The following is a 24,113-nucleotide window of genomic DNA, read 5'->3' on the forward strand; positions in this document are numbered from 1 at the left end:
AAAATGTGGCTCCAGTGTATCCAGGCGTCTGACCATGTGAGATTATCAATTCTTGATCTTACCCGACAAAGACGGAATTCCAAAAATTTTTCAAAACCAAAAAGTATTTACCGTCCTGCGCCATCATCATATCGTTGTGCCCTACCCCCTCTAAAATCTCCAGGGCCTTATTTTTCGCCCCGGCGTTTTTATGGTTGAGTTGGGCTTCTGCCGGGGAAATCAGGAAATCATCCTCGCCGTGCATGATGAGCGTGGGGCAGGACACCTTGGAAATTTTCTGGCTGTTATTGAAGGTCGCATTGTCTTCCGGGGAGATGGCGTCAACTTTCAAGCCTCTGCGTTCAACCAGGGGGATCGGGTCTGCATAGCCGCTTTCAATGACGCAACAAGCTATTTCAGGATATTGAGAACATAACTCGATAGCAGAGGCGCTTCCAAGCGATCTTCCCATCACGCAAACGGATTTTTTAAGAATCCCTTTTGCCTTGAGTTCATCATAGATGCGCCGTGCATCATCCAGGGCCCGTCTCAGCGTCGGCGTTCCGTCGCTTTTTCCATAACCGCGGTACTCTGCGGCGACAAGCTCAGCGCCCAAATCGCTCAAGATGCCTGAAAGATCGTCATAATCCGAAGCGATTTCGCCGTTGCCGTGAAAATACAGTAGAGTGAAGGATGCGGCTGGGTTTGTGTAGCGGCGAACATGTATTTTGATTGGCGTTTCGACCTCAATGAAATGATCTTCTGCATGCGCGGGAGTGGCTTTCTGATCGGGGCGTGGGAAAAAAAGATTGTTGTTGAATTCGGCTGAATCAAAAATTGAGTTCATGAGTTATCCGTATCCTTGTAACTTATTGATTTTATTAATGTTTTTAAAGGAGAATAATTAGAATATAAAAACCCGAAAACTATTGAAATGCGGTCAATAAAATGCAAAAATAGCCAATTTTATCTGGATTGAGTGCATTTAAAGTATGTGAATTACCAAAATAACGGTTTTCCGTTCTTAATATTTTAACTAGCGCTATCAACCGAGTTTACTCGAAGGAGACTTGCATGTTACTGGAAACTGGACCGATTGAGAAATTATTTCAATCTATGGATCAAAAACTGGACGCCGCCAGAAAGAATTTGGGGCGCGGCCTGACCCTGGTCGAGAAGATTTTATTCTCGCACATGGACGACTCGGATTTTTCCAAGCTGGAGCGTGGAAAATCTAATATCAAAGTATTTCCTGATCGTGTTGCTATGCAGGATGCAACGGCGCAAATGGCAATTTTACAGTTCATGTCGGCGAACATTCCCAAGGTTAAATCGCCGACCAGTGTGCACTGTGACCATTTGATTCAGGCGCATGTCGGATCGGACAAGGATCTGGTCTCGGCTATCGAAACCAATAAGGAAGTTTACGATTTTCTGCATTCTGCGGCGATGAAATACGGCATGGATTTCTGGCGGCCGGGTTCTGGCATCATCCATCAGGTTGTATACGAAAATTATGCGGTTCCCGGCACATTGATGATCGGTACCGATTCGCACACGCCAAACGCTGGCGGCATGGGCATGATCGCTATTGGCGTTGGTGGAGCGGATGCGGTGGATGTCATGACGGGTCAAGGTTTCGACACCAAGATGCCGAAACTGGTAGGCATCAAATTGAAAGGTAAGTTGAGCGGTTGGGTTGCTTCCAAAGACATCATTCTCAAAGTGGCTACCATGCTGACGGTTAAAGGCGGCACGGGTAAGATCATTGAGTATTTTGGCGAAGGCGCGCGGTCCATGAGCGCAACGGGTAAAGGCACCGTGACCAATATGGGCGCGGAAATCGGAGCCACCACCTCTATCTTCAATTATGACGAGCACCTTGACCCCTACATGAGAGCTACCGGTCGCGGAGCCGTTGCTGATCTCTGTAAGAAATATGCGCATCACCTGCAGTCTGATCCCGAGGTGGAGCAAAATCCTGAGAAGTATTACGATGAAGTTCATGAAATCGACCTCAACGCTCTGGAGCCGCATATTGTCGGGCCTCACACCCCTGACCTGGGACGTCCTGTTTCTGCAATGTCCAAGGAAGTGGATGAGAAAAAATACCCCGAGGCTTTGTCTGCGGCATTGATCGGTTCCTGCACCAACTCCAGCTACGAGGATTTGACGCGCGCGGTCAGTCTGGTGCGTCAAGCCAAAAAAGCGGGATTGAAAGTCAAATCCAGCTTCATGGTCACCCCCGGTTCGGAGACGATTTTCGAGACAATCAGCCGAGACGGTATTTTGAAGGATTTTGAAGATGTTGGCGCCACCGTGCTTGCGAACGCTTGCGGTCCCTGTATTGGGCAATGGAAGCGGGATGATGTTAAAAAGGGTGATCCCAACAGCATTCTGACGTCTTACAATCGTAACTTCGCAAAACGCAACGACGGCAATCCTGAGACGCTGGGTTTCATCAGCAGTCCCGAGCTTGTAGTCGCAATGGCTTTCAGCGGTTCGATGAAATTCAATCCTCTGACGGACAGCCTGAAGGACAAGGACGGCAACGACTTCAAGTTTCAGCCGCCGCAGGGCGACGTATTGCCGGTCAACGGTTATTCCTCCAAGGATAACGGTTATGAAGCGCCGACGATGACGGGCGAAGTCATCATCGACCCTTCCAGCGAACGTTTGTCGTTCCTTGACCCGTTCCCGAAACAAGATCCGGCTGGCGATTACAAGGATCTGCCTGTATTGCTCAAGGCAAAGGGAAAATGTACCACTGACCATATTTCGCAGGCGGGTCCGTGGCTGAAGTTTCGCGGTCATCTGAACAACATCAGCAACAATATGTTCCTCGGCGCTACCAATGCTTTCACCGGCGAAACGGGTAACGGCACCAACCCGGTCACTGGAGAAAAAGGCGTTGAACTGAACAAAATCGCGCGCAACCTGAAGGAAGATCATAATATGGGTTGGGTGGTTTTTGGCGACGAAAACCTGGGCGAAGGTTCGAGCCGCGAGCATGCGGCGATGGAGCCTCGACATATGGGTTGTCGAGCTTTCATTGCTAATTCATACGCTCGAATTTTTGAAGCGAATCTGAAGAAGCAAGGCGTTCTCGCTTTCACCTTCACCGACAAAAACGATTACGACAAGGTGCAGGAAGCGGATCGCGTTACAATCGAAGGACTCGATCAGTTGGCGGCAGGCAAGCCTGTAACGGTCAAGATCAAACACAGCGATGGCTCCGAAGAGTCCATTCAGGTGAACCACACCTTGAATGATACGGAGATCCAGTGGTTCTATGCAGGTTCTGCATTGAACTATGTTGGCGCGCAGAAGTAAGAAGTTTCAGGTAAACGAAACCCCGGGCGTTTCTCGCCCGGGGTTTTTTATTTTGCCCATTTCCTCGAGTCTCAAACGATTCAGTTTGGACGTTCAATCCAGCCTTTTTTCTTTCCGCTCCTCCAGGTAATTTGCAACCAAGCGTCTTTCCTTTGTAACGGCGTGACCGAAGTCCCAGCAGGGAGTCGATTGCACTTCTCACCCCTGGGCTTCAAATGGACATAATAGGTTTTTTCCAGTTGGAATGCAGAGGACATGGAGGTCTGTCCCTTGAACGAATGGGGGGAATTAACGGGTTCTTATATCCGGGCGACCCACTTTTAAATCATCTTCAGGAATGCGATTGAGTTCCGGCACATTCGGCATGGCGGACCCCTTCGCAACAGAATTGAGAGTATCCTCTTCCAGTTTGACAATTTCCTTGCCAGCGTAAACGCCCTCTCTGATGATTTTAATCAGGGTTCCGGGTTTGAGCGGATCGTCGATTTTCATGCCGTTGAGAACAGCAATTTCGAGATCCATTTTAGGTTTCTTGAGAATCTTATCGGCGATCACTGGGAAGCTGTCCCCGGGCTGAACTCGATAAATGTCGATGTATTTTTCTTTGATTACCCGATTGTCGTTGGATTGTCTCTTGCCATCATAAGGCAGTCCCCTGAGTTGGCTTATGTACTGTTCACGTCCTTCGACCAGATTGGTTTTATGGCGTGTCATTGTCGAAGAAAATAAATCCGCCTGTATGATTCGTTCTTTGGTTTCCGGGTGAGTGGCCTGAAAGCCATGATAGGACTGACCCGTCATGATCTCGTGGTGGCGCAGACTCTTTAGAAAATCAACCATATTTTTCGGGTTATAACCCGCTTCCAGGGCATTGAACATGCCTTGCTGGTCGGATTCCATTTCCGCTTCCCTGCCGAAACCGAGGTTGATCTGGCTCGACATGGCGGTGCTGATCATCAGCCATTGTCCCGCATTCTTGGGGCTGGCGATGGCGCCGCCGATACTGAGAATCTGGGCGCCAATACTGCGGATCATCATTTTCGCGCCGTGATGGAAAATGACATGGCCAATTTCATGCCCCAACACGCCGGCAAGCTCGGCTTCGCTGTTCAACGCGGCCAATATCCCTGTCGTGATGTAGATATAACCGCCTGGCAAGGCGAAGGCGTTGATCTCAGAACTGTCAACAACCTTGAAATGATACTTCGCAAATACCTTGTCGGACAGCTTGGAAACCAGTTTTTGACCGACTTCATTGACGTAAAGCTGTAACTCCTTGTCCTGATACAAGCCGTATTGACGAATGATCTGAGGGTCAGCTTCCCTGCCCAGATTCAGTTCCGTCTCTTCAGAAATGAACGGAACCGCGCGCGCCGTCTCTGGGAGGATGGCAAAAGCTCCGCATAAGAGGAGCAGGCTGAATATTATTTTAGCGCGCTGAAGCATAGGTTTGATTTGTGTGGTTAAACTTCTTTTTCCAATGCCTGTATCTGTGCATCAACTTTCCCGATGACATTACCGGAGAATTTATTTTTCATTTCGCGTAAAACGAGCAGAGCGCCCTTGCTGTCGTTATTGAGCTTGTAGCAACGCGCCAGGCTGAAATAGACATGAGATGTGGGCGGAATTTCGGGCATATCAATCAATGAACGGTAATAATCGATCGCCTGCGGGTACTGTTTTTTCACTTCGAGAATGGAAGCCAGACCGACCTGCGCGACCTGATACTGAATTTCAGAAGGTTTCGTGTCAGCGATGACTGAATCGTAGATCTTTTGAGCTTCATCGTATTTCTTTTCTCTATAAAACGCATCCGCAAGCATCAAAGCGCCGCGAGTTTTATGCGTGGGGGAATCCAGTTTTTCGTAGATTCCTTTCAAAACGCCGGAAGCGTTTTCTGCGCTCTTTTCCTGTTCGCTTTGCATCTGGCTCAAAAGGATTTCCTGACTTTCCATGTTGGATTTCTGAAAGGCGGTGAATCCCCAGTAAGCGCCCAAAAGCAGAAACAGGCCGACAAGGCTTGCGATTACAGTCGGCTGTCTGTCTGAAAGGTAATGAATTATTTTGTCAGACTGGGTTAAAAACTGATCGGGCGTTTTAACAATTTGTTTTCTGGAAATTCGTTCGTGTTTAGCCATTACGCTTCCGGTGGGGTGGTTTTTGATTAAGTTTTGACGTGTGAATTCTATATATTCATTTAATCATAAAAACGCAAGGGCCGACAAGGGAATTCTCCTTCCTTAAATTGGAGTTTGAGAGGCCGCCCAGTTTGGTTATAATGAGCCTTCTATTATCTATTGAACCTGCCGCATCCTATGAGAAATACTAAACTTGCCGTACTCGGCGCCGGAAGTTGGGGAACGGCGCTTTCGATTAACCTTGCCAAACGTTTGGAACGAGTCGATCTCTGGGTTTATGAGAAAGACTTGTTTGATCTCATCGAAACGACCCGGGAAAATTCTTACTTTCTTCCTGGCGTTCCCCTTCCCTCGGCAATTCATCCGACGCATTCCTTAAAGGAGGCCGTTGCTGGAAAAGAGATTCTGCTTCTTGCGATTCCCACGCATTTCATTCGCGAGACTTTGGCCACAATCCAGCCGTTTTTAGCGCCCAATTGCTTGATCGTGAACGCGGGTAAGGGAATCGAAAACGACACGCTTTGCGTCATTCACGAGATCATCGAACAAATTCTGGGTTCTTCTATACGTACGGCGACCATATCGGGTCCGACCTTTGCCGCAGAAATCGCTCAAGACGCGCCTTCGGCCCTGGTCGCGGCGGCGAAGACGATGGCGGATGCCGAGATCGTTCAGGAGCTTTTTAATGGCCCCGATTTGCGGGTCTTTGCCAGCAACGATCTGATCGGAGTGGAAACGGGCGGCGCCTTGAAAAACGTGATCGCCATTGCCGCCGGGATTTCGGATGGTTTGGGGCTGGGCCACAATGCGCGCGCGGCGTTAATCACGCGCGGCCTGGTGGAGATCTCTCGAATTGGGACCGCGATGGGCGCTCGGCCCGAGACTTTTTCCGGTTTATCCGGTTTGGGGGATTTGGTTCTCACCTGCACGGGCGATTTGAGTCGGAACCGGAGCGTTGGCATTAAACTGGGACAAGGTCAGTCGCTCGCAGAGATCACCGGGGGGATGAAAATGGTGGCGGAAGGCGTGCGCACCGTTAAATCGGCGCGGGACTTGAAAAACAAATTTGGACTGCAAGCCTCGGTGATTGAAGAAACCTATCAAATCCTCTATGAGAATAAACCGCCGTCTCTGGCATTGAGGGACCTGATGAAAGTCAACATCACATCTGAATTTTCTGGAGTGAAAGGTCTTCCATAGATAATGAGTTTCTCGAAGTATAAATCCTGGTGAAATTTCGATTGAGTTTCAGGGAATGAAAGGTCTTCTATGGTCTTGGTGGGTCCGGGCCAAACATATTAGTGAAATTGAGTTTAATTTTTAGGGAGTGAAAGGCCTCGCATGAATATTGAGTCGCTGGAAGAACTGATGCAGGCGCTGTATCAACAGGAGATTTCTCCAAAGGAAGCGTTCAAGAAAATTAAAAATCTTCCTTATGAAAATCTTGGATTCGCCATGGTCGATCACCATCGGCAAATCCGCACCGGCATGCCGGAAGTCATTTTTTGTCAGGGAAAATCCCCTGATCAAACCTTGAGCATCATCCAGCGTTTGTATCAGGCGGGAGCCGATGTGCTGGCAACGCGCTTGTCTGAACAGGACTATGAAACGATTCGTCAGGACTTACCAGAACAGGCGGAATATCTACGCAATGCGCGTTGTCTGGTCATTAAGAAACCGACGACGAAGGAAGCGATCGGAAAAATATGCGTGGTCACTGCGGGCACCTCGGACATTGCCATGGCGGAAGAAGCGGCGATCACGGCGGAAACTTATGGCAGTCATGTCGAACGCATCTTCGATGTGGGCGTGGCGGGCATCCATCGCCTGTTCGACAATATGGAGCAAATCCGTTCAGCGCGCGTACTCGTTGTCGCCGCGGGTATGGACGGCGCTCTGGCAAGCGTGATTGGCGGCTTGGTTGAAGCTCCGGTCATCGCTCTGCCCACCAGCGTGGGTTATGGCGCTTCCTTTGGCGGCGTGTCGGCCTTGCTGGCCATGCTCAACAGTTGCGCAACAGGCGTGGCGGTGGTCAATATCGATAACGGATTTGGCGCCGGATCGATGGCGCATCGAATCAATGTGACGGGTCAGTCCTGAGGCTGGCGAGTAGACTTTGCATCCCCTCTTCCGGCGTCGTTGAAGGCGCATATCCGAGCTCGTTGCGCGCCCGGCTGATATTGAAGTGATGCGATGTCGCCAGTTGGGAGGCGACGAAACGGGTCAAGGGCGGCTCCCTGTTGATCCTCAAGGCGCCGTAGATCATTTCAAATACAGCTCCAAGGTTATGGGCTGTGCGGTGACTTATCTGTTTTTTGATGGGCGGTAATTCCAACTCGGACAGCAATCGATCGACCCAGTCCCACAGGTTAACGGGCTGACCGTCGCTGATGAAATAAGCCTGTCCTCCTACCTGTTCTGAATTGTCTCGCAAGGCCTGTTCTGCTTTCAAATGCGCTTCGACGGCGTTGTCGATATAAGTCATATCGACTTTATTTTTCCCTTCCCCCACTTTAACGAGACGACCGGTTTTCGCCTTATGTATGATGCGCGGGATCAGATGCGCATCGCCCGGCCCCCAAATCAGGTGCGGTCTCAATGAAACCGTTTTCAATCCTTGCGGGTCGTTCGCCTGCGCGACCAGCGACTCGCCCTGGGCTTTGGTTTTGGAATAGTCGCAATAATACCGTTCAGGGTAAGGGGTCGACTCATCGACATTCTCCTGATCCGTCATGTGAAACACCACGCTTGGCGAACTGGTATAGATCAGTCGTTGCGCTGAATTCTTCTTGCAGGCATGGATGACGTTTTGAGTTCCGCCGACATTGATCGAGTGATACTCATCGTAAGAACCCCATACGCCGGGGATCGCGGCGACATGATAAACCGCGTCGCATCCGGCAACAGCTTTGGATACGGCGTCGAGGTCTCGCAGGTCGGCGCAATGCTGGATAATCGCTGATGGCAAATGGGCGTAGTGCTTCCGGCCCAATATGGAAACCGTCTGCCCTTCGGCGAGCAGGCGCATGGCGATGTGGCTTCCCAGAAAGCCCCCTCCCCCGGTGACCAGAACCTTCATTGCTTTGCCAGCTTTGCGATGCTTCGGAAAGTTGCGAGGGTATTGCTTTGCAATTCTTCCAGTGTGCCATCGTTATGGATGATGAAGTCGGCGAATTTTGATTTCTCCTCAAAAGGCATCTGGCTGTTCAGACGTTCGATGACCTTCTCGCGCGGCCATCCATTGCGGGCCATGACTCTTTGAATTGCTAATTCTTTTGGGCTGTGAACCAGTACGACCTGATCCATATTGACATGATTCCCTGATTCGATGAGGAGCGCGGCGTCGATAACGACCAGCGAGGAGGGGTCGGATGCGATGAGTTTTTCATAAAGTTTTTTCTCTTCCTGAAATACGAGCGGATGCAGGATCGCTTCGAGCCGTTTTTTTGCCGAAGGATCATTGAAGACGCGCTCCGCCATTTTTTTGCGATCCAGACGATTTCCAGAGTCGAGCACATCATCGCCAAACTGTTCGCGGATTTGTTTCCAGCCTTCATGTCCCGGCAAAGTCAGTTCGCGGCTGATGATATCGGCGTCGATGACGCGCGCACCCAGATCTCTCATCAGATTCGCGACCTGAGTTTTACCTGAGCCGATACTTCCTGTCAGTCCTATGAGCACAATCGGGTTCCGATCAGGATGGGTAGAGGCGCGCGTGACTCTCTAGGTGTTGGTCGTAGAGGCGCGCCATTTTCAGGGAAATGGAACCGGGTTTGCCGCTTCCGATCATTTTGCCGTCGATCTGGGTGACAGGCATTACGCGCTTGATGGTTCCCGTAATAAAAATTTCATCGGCGGAAATCATGGCCTCCACAGGCCAACGCCCCTCTTCAACGGGCATGTCATTTTCTTCAGCTATCCGCATGATGACGCGCCGGGTGATGCCTTCGAGAATGCCGCAGTTCAGCGCGGGTGTGAAGAGCGTTCCATCGCTACAGAAAAATATATTGCTTGTGGTGCTTTCAGTGATGCAACCCGCCGCGTTCAGCATGATGGCGTCGTGAGCGCCCGAGCGGTTCGCTTCCATGATCGCCAGAATATTATTCAGGTAATTGCCGGTCTTCATGCTGGGATTCAATGAATCGCTCGAATTTCTTTTGACGGAGACCACGGCCAGATTCACTCCTGTGACGTAATTTTCAGCCGGGTATTTTTTTTCCTGAGTCACATAGATGATGACGTTGGGTTTGTGACAGGAAGACGGGTCTATGTTCACGTCCCCTTCCCCGCGAGTCACAATGATGCGAATATAGGATTCTTCATTGCCAGCCGCTTGCAGGGTTCGCTCCACTTCCTGAATCAATCGATTCCGGTCAAAGGGGATGTCGAGAAAAATCCCTGCGGCAGAGCCTTGCAGGCGATCGATGTGTTCGTTGAGAAAACAGGGAACGTTGTTTGACGTGGCGATGACTTCATACACGCTGTCCCCAAACAAGAAACCGTGGTCGTAAAATGAGATGGATAAATTATCGCTGATTTGACCGTTGCAATTGATTTTTGTCGACATCTGTAACTGGCGCGCTTTCGTGTAAAGAGTTTGAATTTTCCGTTCCTGTGAGTGGCGGGAACTTATTTTTTCTGGTCGAGCTTTTTCAACAACTCATCCAGTTTTTTCATATCGTCTTCGGTGTATTTCTCTTGCGGTTTCCCCAATAGTTCTTTGGCGCCTTCAAGATTACCCGCTAGTGAATTCATTTGGTCCTTGCCAGAGCCGGACTGACCGCTCTCGGCGGACTTGCTGTCCATCGCCCCGACCAAAGATTGCAGTTCCTTAAATTTTTCCTTGAGTCCATTGATGGAGTCTCCGGCGGCTTCGCCCATGTCTGGAATTTTATCCATCAGGCTTTGTGATGCGCCAACAGTGTTTTTCATGATTTGGGCCACTTCAGCCAGGTAGGGTTCGAACTTGGAACCGGCGGTGATTTTACTGTGAAAATCAGGAAAAAAGCCAAGAGGAATCATCAGGATTGAAAGCAGGACAAAGCCTTTGACCAGACCAACGGCGCCGCCAAGGAGCCGGTCCATGCCCGACAGTCCCGCCGATTCCTGAAACAACAGGTTGCGGACCATTCTTCCCACAAATGAAATAGCGACAGCAGCGCCAAAATAAATCAGGATGAAAGCGACTACTTTGGCGACGGTTTCATTGCCCAGAGAATCTTCCAGAACGGATGCAAAATCATACTGAAATTTAAGCGCCGTGAGATAACCGCCAACATAGGCCAGCAGGGAGAAAATTTCCCGAACGAATCCTTTAAAAATGGAGTAGAGCAGGCTGAGGGTGAGTACGATCGCGACAATAGTGTCAAATGGGGTCATAGAGAATCCAGAATTTTGAATAAAGATTTATTAATCGCGCACGCCTGTCAATACGTCGGTGATGCCATCGCTGTAGCGCTCCTGATAGAGCGCTCTGTACAATATAAAATTTCTAAGAACTTTTTTAACATAATCCCGGGTTTCATAATAGGGGATAGATTCCATGAACTCAAGGATGTCGTAATCCTTGCGCAGTCGTCTCCAGGAACGAACCTTGCCGGGGCCGGCGTTGTAAGCGGCCAGGGCGAAGACCGCATTGTTATCCAGACCTTCGAGGAGTTGATTCAAGTAGTGGGAACCTATGGGAATGTTGACCCCTGGGTCGCTCAAGTCCTTTTCGTCTGGAATGGGCAGGCCCATGTTTTTTGCGACCCTGCGCGCGGTTGAGGGAAGCAGTTGCATCAGGCCGATGGCGTTCGCTGAGGATTTGATCGCGGGTGTGAATGCGCTTTCCTGACGGATCAAGGATGCGATGAAATAGGGATTGAGCTTGTGTCTTTCAGCCTGTTTCCGGATAGGTTCAAAAAATCCTTTTGGAAACATAAACTGTAGAGCCAGCATTGAATGAGCGTCATTGGGATTGCTTTCGAAGGTCCTCCAGGCAATACGCATTGAATTCTGGTAACTATCCACTCTGGCGGAGAGCTGGGCCAGATAGATCATGAATTCAGGCGAATCGGCTTGATATGAAAATGAATCCAGTTCTTTGCGCGCCCAATCGATCAAATGTATCGAAGCCAGCTTTTCGGCGCGGTTCAAGCGCTTTCTGTCGATATCACCCAGTCCGGGAATCCTCTGCAAAAGCTCTGGGGGAGTTTTTTCTTTAGGGAGCAGGCGGTCCAACCGTTCCCTGTTTAATAGAGAATAAAAATCAAATGGAAACTTTTGCTCCAGATCAGCCAGAGTTTGTTTCGCTAAAGCATCTTTGTTGAGACGTTTCTGGACATCGCTCAACCAGAACAAAGTGGAGGCATGATACTTTTTATTTTCTGGAAAGACGTCGAGAAGACCCTTGTAAACGGGACTCTCAAAGAAGCGATCGGCCTCTATGAAAGCGGTTTCAGATTCTGCAAGTTTTCCGCGTATGCGCTCCAACCAGCCCAGCTTGAAAAAACTGGAAGCGGTGTAAGGTCCGGAATTGTAGCGTTGAATCAATGTCCGGTAATAGGTCAATGCGTCGTCAAAACGTTCCTGATCCTCGCGGATACGCCCCAGAAAATAGAGGGACTTGTGGGTGAGGCTGACTTCCAATGGGAAATCGATTGTGATGGATTCAAATACAACTGCGGCGTTGTCTCTCATGCCTCGCGACCAGACACCGAGGCCGAGCGCATAGCGTTCCTGAACGGATAAGGTTTTGAGCAAGGGGTCGTGAGATGATTGCCACTCTCTGTCGAGTAATTCAGCTTTCAAGCCGTCTATCAATGATTTGGTGATCGCGTCCACTTCCAGGTCGCCTGCAAATTCCTTACGTAATTCTGCCGCCTGACTCAGGCGTTCTCCATTATTTTCAAATTTAGCGGTATGGAAATTTCTAAAAATTTCTTTTTCCGGGAGAGCCTTATCTGATTGCAATCGATTTCCAGAAGATTCCAATTTGATGCGCAGAGAATTGAGCTGGATAGTCAGGGGTGCGAAAGCAGGGAATTGTTCCTTGTAGGTTTCGGCGTGATTTTGAAATCTCTCGGTCAGAGCTTTGATGATTTCCGCAGATGGATTGCTACGTAAAATAAACTGGTATTGATCTTCCGTTTCGAACCAATCCCCAGCGGCTTGATAGGTGTCGGCAAGGGCGAGCGCCACCTGATTGACAAACTCATGGTTACCGGGAAAAGACCGCATGAGCGCGCGCCGGTAAGCCTGCCAGGCCTTTTTATGATTGTTGGTCGCAAAGAAAGCGTCGCCCAGTTCTCTGTCCGTTTTCGCAAGGTCCTCTTCAATGCTGTCAATGAAAGGACTCAAGGGGTAATTGCGATGGATCAGTAATAGCTGATCTCTTGCATTTTTCAATAAACGGATCGCAGATTGAGGGTTTTTATTTGCAAGCGACTCTTGCGCATGTCGACGCTGTGATAGCGATAAAATATACAGGCGATAATCTTGCAGAATAAAATTACCAAGTATCTGGTTTTTTAAAATCTTTTCTGCGCTGTGATAGTTTTCCTGTAGGAAAAGAATGTAGCCGAGGGCAAGCGCGAGCAGATTTTTATCTTCCGTTTCCTTCATATCCGCACGCGATTTTCGCAATTCACTGTAAAGCGTCGAAAGGCGTTCTTTGTCCAGGGACTTCAGATCAGCGTAGCCGTCTGAAATGGGGAATTTATCAAAAGGAAATGGATCTCTTGATTTGTAAATATCCAAATGATCTGCAAACAATTGCGGGACAAAACAAATCGAAAACATCCATACAGCAAGGGCGATACCGGGTAGTTTCATGAGGTGTTGGCTTGGAAACGATTCCAGATAAGAACGAACGAAGAGGTGAATTGATTCGAAGGCGATTGTAGCGCGATTTCTATTTCCTCAAAGGTCCAGAAGCGTCCTTCGCTGATTTCATCGCGATTGATGATAATGGTCTGATCCGTGTGACAGGAATAGACTCGAACATGCTCGTTGAAGGTTTGCGGGCAAGCGGATAATGAAAAGGCTATTTTCAAATCGGATTTAATACCCAATTCTTCCTGCAACTCACGATGCGCCGCCGTATCATAGTCCTCTCCAGCGTCTACATGCCCGGATGTGGAGGAATCCCATAAGCCGGGATTTTCATCTTTGGATTCGGCCCGCTTCTGCAAAAACAAATCGCCGGCAGGGTTCAGGACAAAAATATGCACGGATCGGTGCATCCAGCCTTTTTGATGGACTTCCCTGCGAGTGGCTTGACCAATGATATGATCCTGAGCGTCAACCACGTCGAACATTTCATCGCCGTTATCCATAGTGGGAAAATACGCTCAAGAACCGTTTTGCTGAGAACGCAGATAAGCCAGTTCTTGTGGAATCGGTTTGTCCTCGCAATAATTATTCTGAGCAAGAATTTTTAAATCTTCAAGCACGCGCGGATCGCTTTCGAATTGCACGTTTTGAAGTCCCTTGTCGGCAATGATACCGCCTGCCTGCAACATGCTCATCACGGAACGGGCATTGAACTTCTCATCGTCGACAATGAGAAACAGGTCGGAGTCGTATTGCCGTGAAATTAAAGAAAGGTAAGTAGAGGGCCTGGCATGGAAGCCAAGGGGTTGAGGGATCGGCAGAATGATTTTCTGGGTTTTGAGATATTGCATGAGAATATCTTTGGAAATTTCACTTCCTCGCTGAATGAAATAAAGAGCGTAAAAATAGGCGAAATTGACGATCTTATCAAGCAGGTCGTTCTTATCCGCCATCATGGATATTTTTCTTTTACATTCCCCCGGGCGAATGGCGTCTTCATGTCGTTCGTATAAATGCGATAACCAGAGGGCCGCCGCTAACAGGTGAAGCGGCATGGAGATATACCCGCGAATGTATTTCAATTGTTCACAGTCCTGCTCCATCTTTGTGTTTTTGACATAGGTATCGTATTCAGACTGTACGTTGTGAATCAGATTCAAATATTCCCGGATTTTCTTTTCATTGAGTTTCCCCGGGACGATGATTTTTAATTCCTCGGGCTCTGTTGTACTTTCAATTTTGGAATCAACCATCATTCGCGACGCGTTCTGAATGATTTCGCATAAGCCAATGATGCGTTCGCTTTCATCTTTCATTTCATCTTCGCTTATATTTCTTGGCAGTCTCCTGTTGGCGAGCACTTCGGATATTTCCGGCGGATGATCGGTTTCATCACAAGCATTCAATCCGTTCTCCTGGCCAGTCGCCAGTGTTTCCTTGAACAAGTTGTAAATGGAACTGTTGAGAAAGCTCAATGTTTCATCAGCATTTTTTTTGAAGGCCGCGTCCATTTCAGGGTTTTCCTGAAGATTGTAATAGGGATAACGGTCGAGAACATGACGCACATAAAATGCGGCTAAAGAAAGGTTTCTTATTGAAGCTATGTACTCTGAAAAAAACGACCATTTCTTGTTTTCCCTCGCGCCATAATCATCGAGAAAACTTTCGAGCGAATCGATTTCATAATGCAGGTGAGAGTAGAACTTTTTTGAAACTTCTTTGCCGCTTGCAAATTTACTGTTCAGTTTATTGAACAGCTTGCAAAATTCAAAAAAAGGAGGTTGCGCCAGGTCGCGAAATTCATCTTCGTTGATAATTTGATAAAGAGATTTGGGTTCCATGAGGTGTTTTCCGCAAGTCAAACTGCCTAAGAATAATAAGCGCCCTTGATGATTTTTTCAGGAAGGTATTTGCGCCAGATGTCGAGATGTGATTTCGGTCCAGTGGGTACCGCAAAGTGGAAATATTGAAATTGAGGTTGCTTGGGTTGTTTCATCAAACGCATGTTGGCTTCGACAACGGTTCGATTGCCTTTTTTCAGGTTGCAGGGTTTGCAGGCGATCACGACATTGTCCCATTTCGCCTCGCCTCCTTTTGATTTTGGAAACACATGATCGAGAGTTAAGGGTTGCCTCGTATCCCCACAATACTGGCACATAAAGCTGTCGCGGCGCAGGATATTTTTTTTGCTGAAAGCGATTCGGTTGGAGCGTTTGACACGAACCAGATTGAGTACCCGGATCACTGCGGGCAACCTGAATTCCGCATTGGGCGAACGGATCACATAACCATCGCTTTCAACGGCTTCGGCGCGACCGGACAAAATCATGATGATGGCGCGCTTGGCGCTGCAAAATTGTAGCGGTTGGTAGGAATAATTTAAAACCAGACTTTTGACCGAATCGAGCATCAATGAATTCCCTGAAACAGGTTCATTCAATAACTTGATGAGTGTATTTAACGCTTCATTTACTGTCAATACTGTCGTTGATAATACTTCAAATATCGATTCTTTCTAACACAGGGAATGGGTCTTTGTATTAGAAAATAGCGCCCTGCCCCAACAAGCCTTTTGGGTCCAATTCAGCTTTCACCTTTCTCATATCAGCGAGTCCTGCATCGCCGACCATTTGTCGTAAAAATTCCTTTTTGAGTTTCCCGATACCGTGTTCCGCCGAGATGGTTCCGTCCCATTCCAAAACCTGGTCGACCAGCGAATGATACAGCGTCATGATTTCTTCTTTCTGGCTTCCCCCGGATTTCGGAAATAAATTGATGTGTAGATGATTGTCGCCAATATGTCCGAACATGACAAAATCGATTGTTTGCTGGGAAAGGGATCGTTTGTAAAAATTCATGAGTTCTAAAAAATGCTGATCTGAAGTCGCCAGATCGGTGCCCATTTTAACCCATCCTTTTCGGCTGATTTCCTCGTTCAACAGTTGCGGCAAAGTGTGCCTGAATTCATGGAAGCGATCTACATCTCGATTGCTTTGAGCAAACCAGGAGGATTCCAGATCCACCCTGTTTTCATCAAGGAATTCAACCCAGGCTTCGGTAATGGCATCGCTGTTTGTATCCTTATAAAGGTCCTGCTCGACGAATAAAGCGGCCTGGGCGGTTGGCGGCGTGTTCTCATATTTCGTTTTCAAACGTTTGAGTGAATTGCAGTCGAAGTATTCCAGAGAACAAGGGGAAATCAATTCGTTCTGCTGTGCTTTTATCGCGTTTACAAGTTCCCATGAACTTTCCTCGTCCTCAAAAAACAGGATGGCGCTGAAAAAATCAACCGGTTCGGGGCGCAATTGCAGTTTCATTCGCGTTGTGATTCCGAGCGTGCCGCCTGAGCCGATGAAAATATCGAGCCAATCCATATCGGCCTGCATGTAATAACCTGCCGCATTTTTACACTTCGGGCTGATATAGCTGACTTTGGGGAAAGTAATGCACGATCCGTCGTCTAATGAAAGAGGCTCTGCAATGGTTTCGCCGCGCTTTAATAAGGCATGACGTCCGTCTGCAAGAAACACATGCGCCTCTTTCACATAGTCCCGGGTGACGCCAAATTTGTAGCTCCGCGATCCAGAAGCGTTGGTGGCAAAATTGCCTCCCAAAAAGGACAAGGCTTCTGTTGGATTGGGCGGGTAAAAATACCCGCTCCCCTTCAGCCGGGTTTGAAGGTCTTTCAAACGAACTGCGGCGCCCACTTCAATGCAAGCGTCGGCAAGCTCTCCGATCCGGTCGAATTTTTCAACTGATAGGACGGCGCCTCCCAGCGGGGTGCGTCCTGCCGTCAAACCGGTGCCTGCGCCGGAAATGGTAATCGGTTCTTCATTGGTCTTCAAAAACTCTCTGAGGTCATCTTCGGATTCAGGAATCGCAACCGCTGTGGCATGGCCCTCTGCATAATTGGAAGCGTCCTTCAAATAGGCTGAAATTTCAGTCGGAGCGGTTTTTAAAATCATCTGATTAGATTCGTGTGGACTCCATCAGGCCGTCGGCCTGGGGCGGGAGAAAACCTTCGTATCCGTTATGACGCTCAATAAGTTCTAACACCGTGAAAACTTTTCCTTCCTTTATTTCAGGAGTGGAAAAAATCTGTCTCAGGTCGGATTTTCTTTCGCCAATGATCTGATCCGAAAAGGACAGCCCCTGTTCGCTTAGTTTCTGCAAGGCGATTTCGATATCATTGACCTGAATGGCGATATGATGAAAGGTCTGGTCGCCGTGGTCGTTCACCCATTGCGGGATCAGACTTTTCGTTCCTCGCTCGTCTGCGAAAGCCTGGTCGATGAAGAGCGCCGGGTAACCTGGCTTTCTGTATACTTTGGCCCACCAGTGATCGAAAGTCAGAACGCCTATTTGCTCGTCCTGTACATAACCCATTTCCTCAAATTCAAGGGCGCGCTGGTCGACATTGTCCGTTCGTATCGTGCAATGATCGATCAAGGGGCGCAGGCCTACCCCTGTATCGTTCAATAAGTTGTTTAACAGATTTGCGGCCTGATTCCCCTCAAGGTAGCGCTGGATATAATCGTCGAGAATCAAGTTCAATTGAGCGTTCATGATCCATTTTACTGATTTTCAGTCGTGTTCTTTTCAATCGTCTCTGCGGCTTTTGCCTTTTCTTTATTTTGTTCCAGTTCTTTGGGGTAATGATTGATGAACTTTGCGTATTTAAACAAAGAATAGAACATAAACAGTACAAACAGGGTGATGGCTACTAATACAAAATTTTCCACTTGATGGCCTTTTTCCAGAAATTAATAATCACTCTTCAATTTTACCAGAATTTACGACCCTTTCGGGTAAAGAATATTCCCTTAGCAAAGCGAGCGCCAGGTCTCTTGCTGTGTTGAACTGATTTTGGCTCAACTGTTTTTGTATGGCTGGGTTCTCTTGCAGGAGTTGCAAGAATGATTTTCTTTGCTCTGCTGAGGATAATACCGTTTTCGCTTCCTCACGGATTTCACTTTGTAGACGGATTTGCAACAGATCAAGCTCCGAAATAAGGTCAGGGAGAGCGCTTTCCAGCGATTCTCGAAGTTTGCGCGCCATTAAAGGACTTTTTCCATTTGTAGACAGAGCTAATCGGACGCTGTTCTTGAAATTTATCACGGCGGGATGTGAAAAATCCGAATATTCAGGATCGTCAACCGAATAGACATAGGCGTCTGTTGCTTTTGCCGCATTGATAATGGAACGATTGAGCGCTTTATCATCCGTGGTCGCCAAGACCATGTAGCAAGGGAAAAAAGCCTCAATTCGGCTCGCATCGCTCAAAGTTTCTGTAATCAATTGGTAATTTTCATTTTCAAGATGTTCCTCCAGCTTCGGGTGGAATGCGGAAGCGATGAAAATCAATTGCGCGCCCTGCCCCGTCAAGCCCTGCACCTTGCGGGTGGTTTCGCGTCCCCCGCCAATGATGAGAATCTTTTTTTGAAATATATTGAGATCGACCAGCATAAATAAACTATAGTTGAATTCTGTTTGTTACTATTATTATAGTCTAACTGCTTCGCTGTTTTTGAAAAACTCTATTGTCGTCATGTCGCCGACTCAAGACCTGCTGTTATTTTGAACCAAAGGAGAATCTGTTGAACCACAATGAGCGCACCCTAAAAATCGATGGAGTGGAAATTCATCTCAGCCGCCCGGACACGACAGAACCGCGCTGGATAGGCCAGACGGATTTATTGAAACAAATTCTAGCTTGCTGGCTCGTTGTTTCGGAAAAAGACCTTCCTTTATCGCCGCGAATTGTGGGCATGCCAGGGATTGGTAAAACCACCCTCGCCATGGCGGCGGCTCTTGAGAGAAAACAACCGCTTTATATTTTCCAATGCACCAGCGACACGCGCCCGGAGGATTTGCTGATCTCCCCGGTATTGGCGGAGTCAGGAAAAATCACTTACCATGCTTCTCCGCTGGTGAGCGCTATGGTCACTGGCGGAATCTGCATTCTCGATGAAGGCAACCGCATGAACGAAAAGAGCTGGGCTTCTCTCGCCCCTCTGCTGGATCACCGGCGTTATGTGGAATCCATCATAGCCGGTATTCAGGTTCGAGCGCATCGCGAATTTCGCTCCTGCGTGACCATGAACAGCGACGAGTCGACCTTTGAGATACCGGACTATATTCTATCGCGCATGCAACCCACTTTGAAACTGGACATGCCGAGTTTCAACGACGAGCTTGCGATATTGAAATACCACCTTCCTTTTGTGGATGACGAATTTTTAAATCTCACGGTTGAGTTTCTTCAGCGTTCGCATCAGTTCGATCTTGATTTTTCTCCGCGCGACGGCCTGCATATTTTGCAATATGCCGTCAAACGCCTGCGTCAGGACAAATCGCACCCACTCGCCAAAGATGATTACTGGAGGGAAGCGGTCAGCAAAGTGCTGGGTGAAGAGGCCCTGGACCTTGATGAACTTGCGTCCCGAAAACGTCGCGCTTTGGGCGGCGAAAGGATGCCGATGGGACTGGGCGATTTCTTTTTCAGCGGGGATAACCCTCTGCATCCCGATTCCGACAGCTAAGACCCCCACTCAATGTCTGACATTTTCAAATTAAGCGATAGAATCACCCTTCTGCCCGTGGTTCACGGTAGCGGCAATTTTGCGCGCGAAATCCGCAGTCGTTTGCTATCGACGCCTTGCGATTGTCTGGCGGTGGCCCTGCCGGAAGAGTTCCAAACCACGGTTGAAGCGGGAATCGAAAAATTACCTCATATCACGGTCAGTTGCCTTCGTGAACCGAATGGCGGCGTGAATTTTGTTCCTATCGACCCCTGTCAGCCTTTAATCATGGGCTTGAGAATCGCCATGCAGGAGGGGATCCCAAGAAAATTCATCGATTGGAATCAACCAGAATTCGAACCGCGCTCTATTTTGTTTCCCGACACGGTTGCCTTGCAAGGCTTGTCCTTCGAGAAATTTTGCGCGGCTATCATGGTTTCGCTGAAACGGCCGGAAGCGGACAGTTTTCATGATTTGCGCGCGCGCTGGATGGCGTTTCAGTTGCACCGGCTGGAGATGGAACATGAAAACATTATTTTCATCTGTTCCATACTAGATTGGCCCTGGGTCAAGGAAGCGTTTGCGGAACGGAAAGAATACCGCGAACCGCTTCCTGCTGGAGCGACTCCGCATTTATACGATCTACGAAAGAATTCACTGTATTTCGCCTTGTCTGAATTTCCCTATGTCACGTCCCTGTATGAAAAATATCGGCTGAATTTGAAGTCAGACCGCAACACATCGATTGACGGTATCAAGGAAATCCTTCTGCATGCACGAGAGGAGTTTGTCAAAAAACGGCGATTGCGCTACCACGGTTTGTCGGCGCATACCTTGCAGATGCAATTGCAATACATTCGCAATCTGTCGATCCTGGACAACCGCCTGACTCCCGATCTCTACACCCTCGCCTTGTCGGCCAAACAGGTCGGCGGCGACGCTTACGCGATCGCCACGCTCGAAGCGGCTAAAGAATACGTGTTTCAGGAAGACCGCGACTCCTCCCTGGAAACCATAGACCTGAGTATCGAACAGGCGGTCATCGATTCAGAAGAAGGCGCCGTTGCGGCAATCAATCGTTTGTCTGAAACGGATATGGAATGGCGTCGTCTGAATCTGTCTCCAGAACCGGAGTTTGAGAAGCAGGGAGAATGGAAATACAACTGGGACCCGCATGGGCAATGCTCATGGCCTCCCGAAGATGAAAAGATCGAAAGTTTCAACACGCATGTGCGCGAACAATCGAAAATTTTACTCAGCAATGATCTGGCGCGTAGCGAAAAATTCACATCCTCGGTTAAAGACGGTATTGATATCAGAGAAACGCTCCGCAACTGGCATACGGGGGATATCTATGTCAAAGAGGTTCCGCCTTCTCGCGGCAAGGTGGAAATTGTGGTCATGATCTTTGACGACGAACCCAGCCCGGACCTCTATACATGGCGACAAACCTGGTATGCCGAGCATGAAGAAGAATCGACCCTCTGTTTTTTTGCAACGGAGTATCTGGAGAAAATGGTGGGGCCGGGCATCGGCCAGTCGGTCTATGGAGGCTGTATGACGATCTTCCCGCCGCGCCCTATTCCCAATATCTGGGACGATCCCAGAATGCGCATGGCGGACACGCTGGAAGAAAAATTACTGGAGGCCGCTTTCTTCCATTCCAGAGAAAGGCATGTGACCGTGGTGTCGCCGAACGCGCCGCGTTTGAGCTGGAGAAATCTGGCCCGGCATTATAAAAAACGCATCATCCATATTCCCCTGAAACGTTTCTCCAGTCAGACGATTGATAAAATCCGTTATTTCCACGTCCTGAACGGAAAAGAGATTCGATCTTACGCGCAACGGTTCATTCGCGATATGTGACCGGTCTGTCGCCTACAGACCCGTGATCCGTTTACCTTCGGGATATTCCACCTGAAAATCCAGAGTCAGCGTCTTTTTCTCTCCCGCAGACAAATTAAGTTCCCAAGTCAGTTTGTTTTCCTTGTCGCGCTCTTTCGGCTCCGGCTCCAGGCGCTTCACAATGACTTCGATGTCCTTTTGATACGATAAGGGCAACTGGTCTTCCACTTTGACTTGAATCTTGCGTTGTTTGAAGTTTTCCAGTTCGATTTCATAAATGAAGCGTTGACGCTCGCGCGAATCGAACAGCCCTTCCGTTGCTCCCTCCTTGAGAACCAGCTTACGACTCGCCTTGATGGAATCGTCCACGCCAAGCCCCATTGTGATTTCTTCACCCGGAACCGAGGACTGGAAATGCCCCGAACCGATGAAGTCGCCGTCCAGATATTTCCAGGTATTACCGGGAAGTAAATGATAGTCGCTGGAGTTTTTCCAGTCCGCAGACAGGTAAACATGGGGCTGGTATTTGGGAACGCTGTGATAGATGAACCCGGCGTCAAAGGTATTTTGATAGATCAGCACACGCTTGCTCTGCGCCCCGGTGGGAATGGATTGCTTTCCGCTGATTTGATAGAGGAGCGCATTTCCCGCCTCCTGAACTTGCGAGAGGGCCATGACGGATGAAGCCGCCCCTTCCATCATGTCCGCATCCATCGCGGAGAAGGTTTTCTGTCTTTGCGATCGCAAAACGCGCGGATCCTGAAAATAATCGAGAGTCCAGGGATGCAACTCGGGCGGCTGACCGCCGAATTGCGGTCTGCCCGTCGACAGTTCAAAATCCACTCCCTGCCAATCCTCGCCGCTGTTCTGCGAAACCTCGCCGTAATATTCAACGCGCAATTGTTGAGATTCTGATTCTGCATGAATGATATAGGCTGGATTCCATCGCGCGTTGCGTGTTTGATAAGTCAGCTCCAACACGCGCTTTCCGGATTTCGAGAAGTTCGCCTGAATCTGAATGCTGTAGGTTTCTTTTTTTGCGCCCTTTTTGAGATCTTCCAATTTTTGTTTTTCTGCCTTCAGTTTTTGTTGCACCGTCTCGGCAAGGTTCCGTTCAGCGCGAATCGCCTGTGTGATGTCGGTGCCGCGCGAAAATAGAAACTTCAAGGCCTTGTCGGCGGATGCGATATCAAAATCCGGTTTGGGGGCATCGGATGCGTCGCCGCTCATGCCGCCCTTGGCGATCTCGTCCAGCCAGCGTAATTGCCGGGTGAGAACCCTCTCCCGATCCTTGATGAGATTCAGTTCGGCGCTCAATTCATCAACGCGCTTTTGTTGATCCTGAATCGTGGCGCTGGAAAAATCCGTGTCGAATTCTCTCTGGGGATTGATGGATGCGAATTGCGCTTCCGCACCTTCAATCTGGGACAATCGGATCGATTCGACCATCAAAGTCGCCGGTAAATTCTTGAGATGGATCGTGTAAGAGCCCGCCTCAAAATCAGCGGTATAGCGTCGAACCGCCTCAGCGCGGTCGGTATAAACCCGAACTTTAATCAGCGTTCCCTCATCCAGAGTTTTAGCGATAGCGTTGAAAGGGATGAAGCCGCCGGCCAGAAGGATCAGGCATTGCAGGCTCAGCAGGAAATTTTTAGGATTCGTCATGGATAGACCTGTTAGTTTAAATATTTGCCGTGAGATGAATTTCCTGACTGTCGAAAATTTTCGAAGAAGGCCTGCTGTATCTGATCGGGGAAGGCCTTGTCGCATTCATGAAGGTATTTCATGACAGCCATCATCCAGTCCGCGTCTTTGGGCGCGCGCAGGATGGCGATATTTTCATTCTCGAATTGTTTGCAGATTTCGGATTCGAACTTTGAATGATTATCGCGCACTTCCTTCTTTTCAATCGTCAGGGGGCGAACCGGATCGATATGGATGATTTCCAGTCCTTCGTATTCTTCGGGAATATCTTCGCTGATGAATTCCTCGATAGGGATGCCTCCTGCGTCATGGCCGGAAGGATCTGAAAGGGAAGCGATATAGAGCGGAGCGCGCTGGATTTTGGAATGCTCCACAAAACCTTTGCGCAGGCTGATCTGTTTTTTATCGAGCGGGGCGAAAACGACAAAATCCCAACGACCGGCTGTCATTTCCTTTTGTCTCTGGATGATCTCAGATTCCTCAAACGCCTTGACGACTTTTTCTATGAGTTTGCTGTCTTTTGCTTTGAGTTTAAAACGCGGCATTCGTATGTCCTGAAGATTTAAAATGAATTATAGCATGCGACGATATGGGGCAAATGTATATTTAAAAAGACACTTCATAAAACGCTTCTTATTTTAGCGCCTCGCCCGTGAGTTGATCGGATAGTCGGCCCGAACCCGCTTAAGACTTCGGTATTTACACAATTTAATTGTTGGCGAACCCGTCTAATTTGTTATACTTCTGGACGGTAGCGGTCGCAATATCTGTTCACCGC

The 24,113-nt window shown here is 48.7% G+C and carries 21 protein-coding genes; 5 read left to right on the forward strand and 16 right to left on the reverse strand.

Annotated elements, in window-relative coordinates; translation table 11 throughout:
- Positions 1–58: 58 nt before the first annotated feature.
- A complete protein-coding gene (locus G3M78_11255; GenBank protein QPJ65937.1) occupies positions 59–826 on the reverse strand; it encodes an alpha/beta hydrolase in 768 nt (255 codons plus the stop codon).
- A 227-nt stretch (positions 827–1,053) separates the two neighbouring features.
- Between G3M78_11255 and G3M78_11260 the strand changes: the two genes are divergently transcribed.
- The gene (locus G3M78_11260; GenBank protein ID QPJ65938.1) at positions 1,054–3,312 is read left to right on the forward strand and encodes an aconitate hydratase; all 2,259 of its coding nucleotides are present in this window, start codon (positions 1,054–1,056) and stop codon (positions 3,310–3,312) included.
- A gap of 288 nt (positions 3,313–3,600) precedes the next feature.
- Here the strand turns inward: G3M78_11260 and G3M78_11265 are convergent, their stop codons facing one another.
- Positions 3,601–4,758, reverse strand: coding sequence for a M48 family metalloprotease (locus G3M78_11265; protein QPJ65939.1), 1,158 nt, complete (start codon positions 4,756–4,758; stop codon positions 3,601–3,603).
- Positions 4,759–4,775: 17 nt separating this feature from the next.
- The gene (locus G3M78_11270) at positions 4,776–5,450 is read right to left on the reverse strand and encodes a tetratricopeptide repeat protein (protein QPJ65940.1); all 675 of its coding nucleotides are present in this window, start codon (positions 5,448–5,450) and stop codon (positions 4,776–4,778) included.
- 177 nt (positions 5,451–5,627) lie between these two features.
- Between G3M78_11270 and G3M78_11275 the strand changes: the two genes are divergently transcribed.
- Both G3M78_11275 and larB read left to right on the forward strand, forming a co-directional pair.
- Positions 5,628–6,650 (forward strand): NAD(P)-dependent glycerol-3-phosphate dehydrogenase, encoded by a 1,023-nt coding sequence (locus G3M78_11275; GenBank protein ID QPJ65941.1) that lies wholly within the window; start codon positions 5,628–5,630, stop codon positions 6,648–6,650.
- A 141-nt stretch (positions 6,651–6,791) separates the two neighbouring features.
- Positions 6,792–7,550, forward strand: a complete 759-nt coding sequence (gene larB / locus G3M78_11280; GenBank protein ID QPJ65942.1) for a nickel pincer cofactor biosynthesis protein LarB — start codon at positions 6,792–6,794, stop codon at positions 7,548–7,550.
- On the opposite strand, the gene G3M78_11285 is transcribed toward larB, so the two are convergent.
- The 11 genes from G3M78_11285 to G3M78_11335 form a co-directional block, all read right to left on the reverse strand.
- A complete protein-coding gene (locus G3M78_11285; GenBank protein QPJ65943.1) occupies positions 7,528–8,529 on the reverse strand; it encodes an NAD-dependent epimerase/dehydratase family protein in 1,002 nt (333 codons plus the stop codon). The two genes, larB and G3M78_11285, sit on opposite strands and share 23 nt — an antisense overlap.
- The gene (locus G3M78_11290; GenBank protein QPJ65944.1) at positions 8,526–9,131 is read right to left on the reverse strand and encodes a dephospho-CoA kinase; all 606 of its coding nucleotides are present in this window, start codon (positions 9,129–9,131) and stop codon (positions 8,526–8,528) included. Before G3M78_11290 ends, G3M78_11285 begins: the two co-directional genes overlap by 4 nt.
- A 13-nt stretch (positions 9,132–9,144) precedes the next feature.
- On the reverse strand, positions 9,145–10,017 hold the full coding sequence (locus tag G3M78_11295; GenBank protein ID QPJ65945.1) for a branched-chain-amino acid aminotransferase: 873 nt from the start codon (positions 10,015–10,017) through the stop codon (positions 9,145–9,147).
- 62 nt (positions 10,018–10,079) lie between these two features.
- A complete protein-coding gene (locus G3M78_11300; protein ID QPJ65946.1) occupies positions 10,080–10,829 on the reverse strand; it encodes a CvpA family protein in 750 nt (249 codons plus the stop codon).
- 30 nt (positions 10,830–10,859) lie between these two features.
- Positions 10,860–13,265: a transglycosylase SLT domain-containing protein gene (locus tag G3M78_11305; protein QPJ65947.1), complete on the reverse strand. Its 2,406-nt coding sequence runs from the start codon at positions 13,263–13,265 to the stop codon at positions 10,860–10,862.
- Entirely contained in the window at positions 13,262–13,768 is a 507-nt protein-coding gene (locus G3M78_11310; GenBank protein ID QPJ65948.1) for an NUDIX domain-containing protein, read from the reverse strand. Before G3M78_11310 ends, G3M78_11305 begins: the two co-directional genes overlap by 4 nt.
- Before the next feature lie 15 nt (positions 13,769–13,783).
- Positions 13,784–15,106, reverse strand: coding sequence for a hypothetical protein (locus tag G3M78_11315; protein QPJ65949.1), 1,323 nt, complete (start codon positions 15,104–15,106; stop codon positions 13,784–13,786).
- Positions 15,107–15,132: 26 nt separating this feature from the next.
- Positions 15,133–15,675 carry an HNH endonuclease gene (locus G3M78_11320; protein ID QPJ65950.1) on the reverse strand — a complete coding sequence of 181 codons (543 nt, stop codon included), beginning with the start codon at positions 15,673–15,675 and terminating at the stop codon, positions 15,133–15,135.
- Positions 15,676–15,805: 130 nt separating this feature from the next.
- The gene (locus tag G3M78_11325) at positions 15,806–17,230 is read right to left on the reverse strand and encodes an FAD-binding oxidoreductase (GenBank protein QPJ65951.1); all 1,425 of its coding nucleotides are present in this window, start codon (positions 17,228–17,230) and stop codon (positions 15,806–15,808) included.
- Positions 17,231–17,234: 4 nt separating this feature from the next.
- Positions 17,235–17,831 (reverse strand): hypothetical protein, encoded by a 597-nt coding sequence (locus G3M78_11330; protein ID QPJ65952.1) that lies wholly within the window; start codon positions 17,829–17,831, stop codon positions 17,235–17,237.
- Positions 17,832–18,035: 204 nt separating this feature from the next.
- The gene (locus G3M78_11335; protein QPJ65953.1) at positions 18,036–18,731 is read right to left on the reverse strand and encodes a bifunctional precorrin-2 dehydrogenase/sirohydrochlorin ferrochelatase; all 696 of its coding nucleotides are present in this window, start codon (positions 18,729–18,731) and stop codon (positions 18,036–18,038) included.
- Between the two features lie 131 nt (positions 18,732–18,862).
- On the opposite strand from G3M78_11335, the gene G3M78_11340 reads away from it, so the two are divergent.
- A complete protein-coding gene (locus G3M78_11340) occupies positions 18,863–19,807 on the forward strand; it encodes an AAA family ATPase (protein QPJ65954.1) in 945 nt (314 codons plus the stop codon).
- 12 nt (positions 19,808–19,819) lie between these two features.
- Positions 19,820–21,652, forward strand: coding sequence for a hypothetical protein (locus G3M78_11345; GenBank protein QPJ65955.1), 1,833 nt, complete (start codon positions 19,820–19,822; stop codon positions 21,650–21,652).
- A 12-nt stretch (positions 21,653–21,664) separates the two neighbouring features.
- On the opposite strand, the gene G3M78_11350 is transcribed toward G3M78_11345, so the two are convergent.
- Complete coding sequence (locus G3M78_11350; protein QPJ65956.1) at positions 21,665–23,296, reverse strand: DUF4139 domain-containing protein; 1,632 nt, start codon at positions 23,294–23,296, stop codon at positions 21,665–21,667.
- Between the two features lie 11 nt (positions 23,297–23,307).
- A complete protein-coding gene (locus G3M78_11355; protein ID QPJ65957.1) occupies positions 23,308–23,880 on the reverse strand; it encodes a hypothetical protein in 573 nt (190 codons plus the stop codon).
- Between the last annotated feature and the right edge of the window lie 233 nt (positions 23,881–24,113).

It is taken from the genome of Candidatus Nitrohelix vancouverensis (assembly GCA_015698305.1).
GTDB classification, from domain to species: Bacteria; Nitrospinota; Nitrospinia; order Nitrospinales; family VA-1; genus Nitrohelix; species Nitrohelix vancouverensis.

Excerpts from the sequence above, each read along its gene's own strand:
- G3M78_11255 (QPJ65937.1), bottom strand. The coding sequence starts at position 826 with ATGAACTCAATTTTTGATTCAGCCGAATTCAACAACAATCTTTTTTTC.
- G3M78_11260 (QPJ65938.1), top strand. The coding sequence starts at position 1,054 with ATGTTACTGGAAACTGGACCGATTGAGAAATTATTTCAATCTATGGAT.
- G3M78_11265 (QPJ65939.1), bottom strand. The coding sequence starts at position 4,758 with ATGCTTCAGCGCGCTAAAATAATATTCAGCCTGCTCCTCTTATGCGGA.
- G3M78_11270 (QPJ65940.1), bottom strand. The coding sequence starts at position 5,450 with ATGGCTAAACACGAACGAATTTCCAGAAAACAAATTGTTAAAACGCCC.
- G3M78_11275 (QPJ65941.1), top strand. The coding sequence starts at position 5,628 with ATGAGAAATACTAAACTTGCCGTACTCGGCGCCGGAAGTTGGGGAACG.
- larB (QPJ65942.1), top strand. The coding sequence starts at position 6,792 with ATGAATATTGAGTCGCTGGAAGAACTGATGCAGGCGCTGTATCAACAG.
- G3M78_11285 (QPJ65943.1), bottom strand. The coding sequence starts at position 8,529 with ATGAAGGTTCTGGTCACCGGGGGAGGGGGCTTTCTGGGAAGCCACATC.
- G3M78_11295 (QPJ65945.1), bottom strand. The coding sequence starts at position 10,017 with ATGTCGACAAAAATCAATTGCAACGGTCAAATCAGCGATAATTTATCC.
- G3M78_11300 (QPJ65946.1), bottom strand. The coding sequence starts at position 10,829 with ATGACCCCATTTGACACTATTGTCGCGATCGTACTCACCCTCAGCCTG.
- G3M78_11305 (QPJ65947.1), bottom strand. The coding sequence starts at position 13,265 with ATGAAACTACCCGGTATCGCCCTTGCTGTATGGATGTTTTCGATTTGT.
- G3M78_11310 (QPJ65948.1), bottom strand. The coding sequence starts at position 13,768 with ATGGATAACGGCGATGAAATGTTCGACGTGGTTGACGCTCAGGATCAT.
- G3M78_11315 (QPJ65949.1), bottom strand. The coding sequence starts at position 15,106 with ATGGAACCCAAATCTCTTTATCAAATTATCAACGAAGATGAATTTCGC.
- G3M78_11320 (QPJ65950.1), bottom strand. The coding sequence starts at position 15,675 with ATGCTCGATTCGGTCAAAAGTCTGGTTTTAAATTATTCCTACCAACCG.
- G3M78_11325 (QPJ65951.1), bottom strand. The coding sequence starts at position 17,230 with ATGATTTTAAAAACCGCTCCGACTGAAATTTCAGCCTATTTGAAGGAC.
- G3M78_11330 (QPJ65952.1), bottom strand. The coding sequence starts at position 17,831 with ATGAACGCTCAATTGAACTTGATTCTCGACGATTATATCCAGCGCTAC.
- G3M78_11335 (QPJ65953.1), bottom strand. The coding sequence starts at position 18,731 with ATGCTGGTCGATCTCAATATATTTCAAAAAAAGATTCTCATCATTGGC.
- G3M78_11345 (QPJ65955.1), top strand. The coding sequence starts at position 19,820 with ATGTCTGACATTTTCAAATTAAGCGATAGAATCACCCTTCTGCCCGTG.
- G3M78_11350 (QPJ65956.1), bottom strand. The coding sequence starts at position 23,296 with ATGACGAATCCTAAAAATTTCCTGCTGAGCCTGCAATGCCTGATCCTT.
- G3M78_11355 (QPJ65957.1), bottom strand. The coding sequence starts at position 23,880 with ATGCCGCGTTTTAAACTCAAAGCAAAAGACAGCAAACTCATAGAAAAA.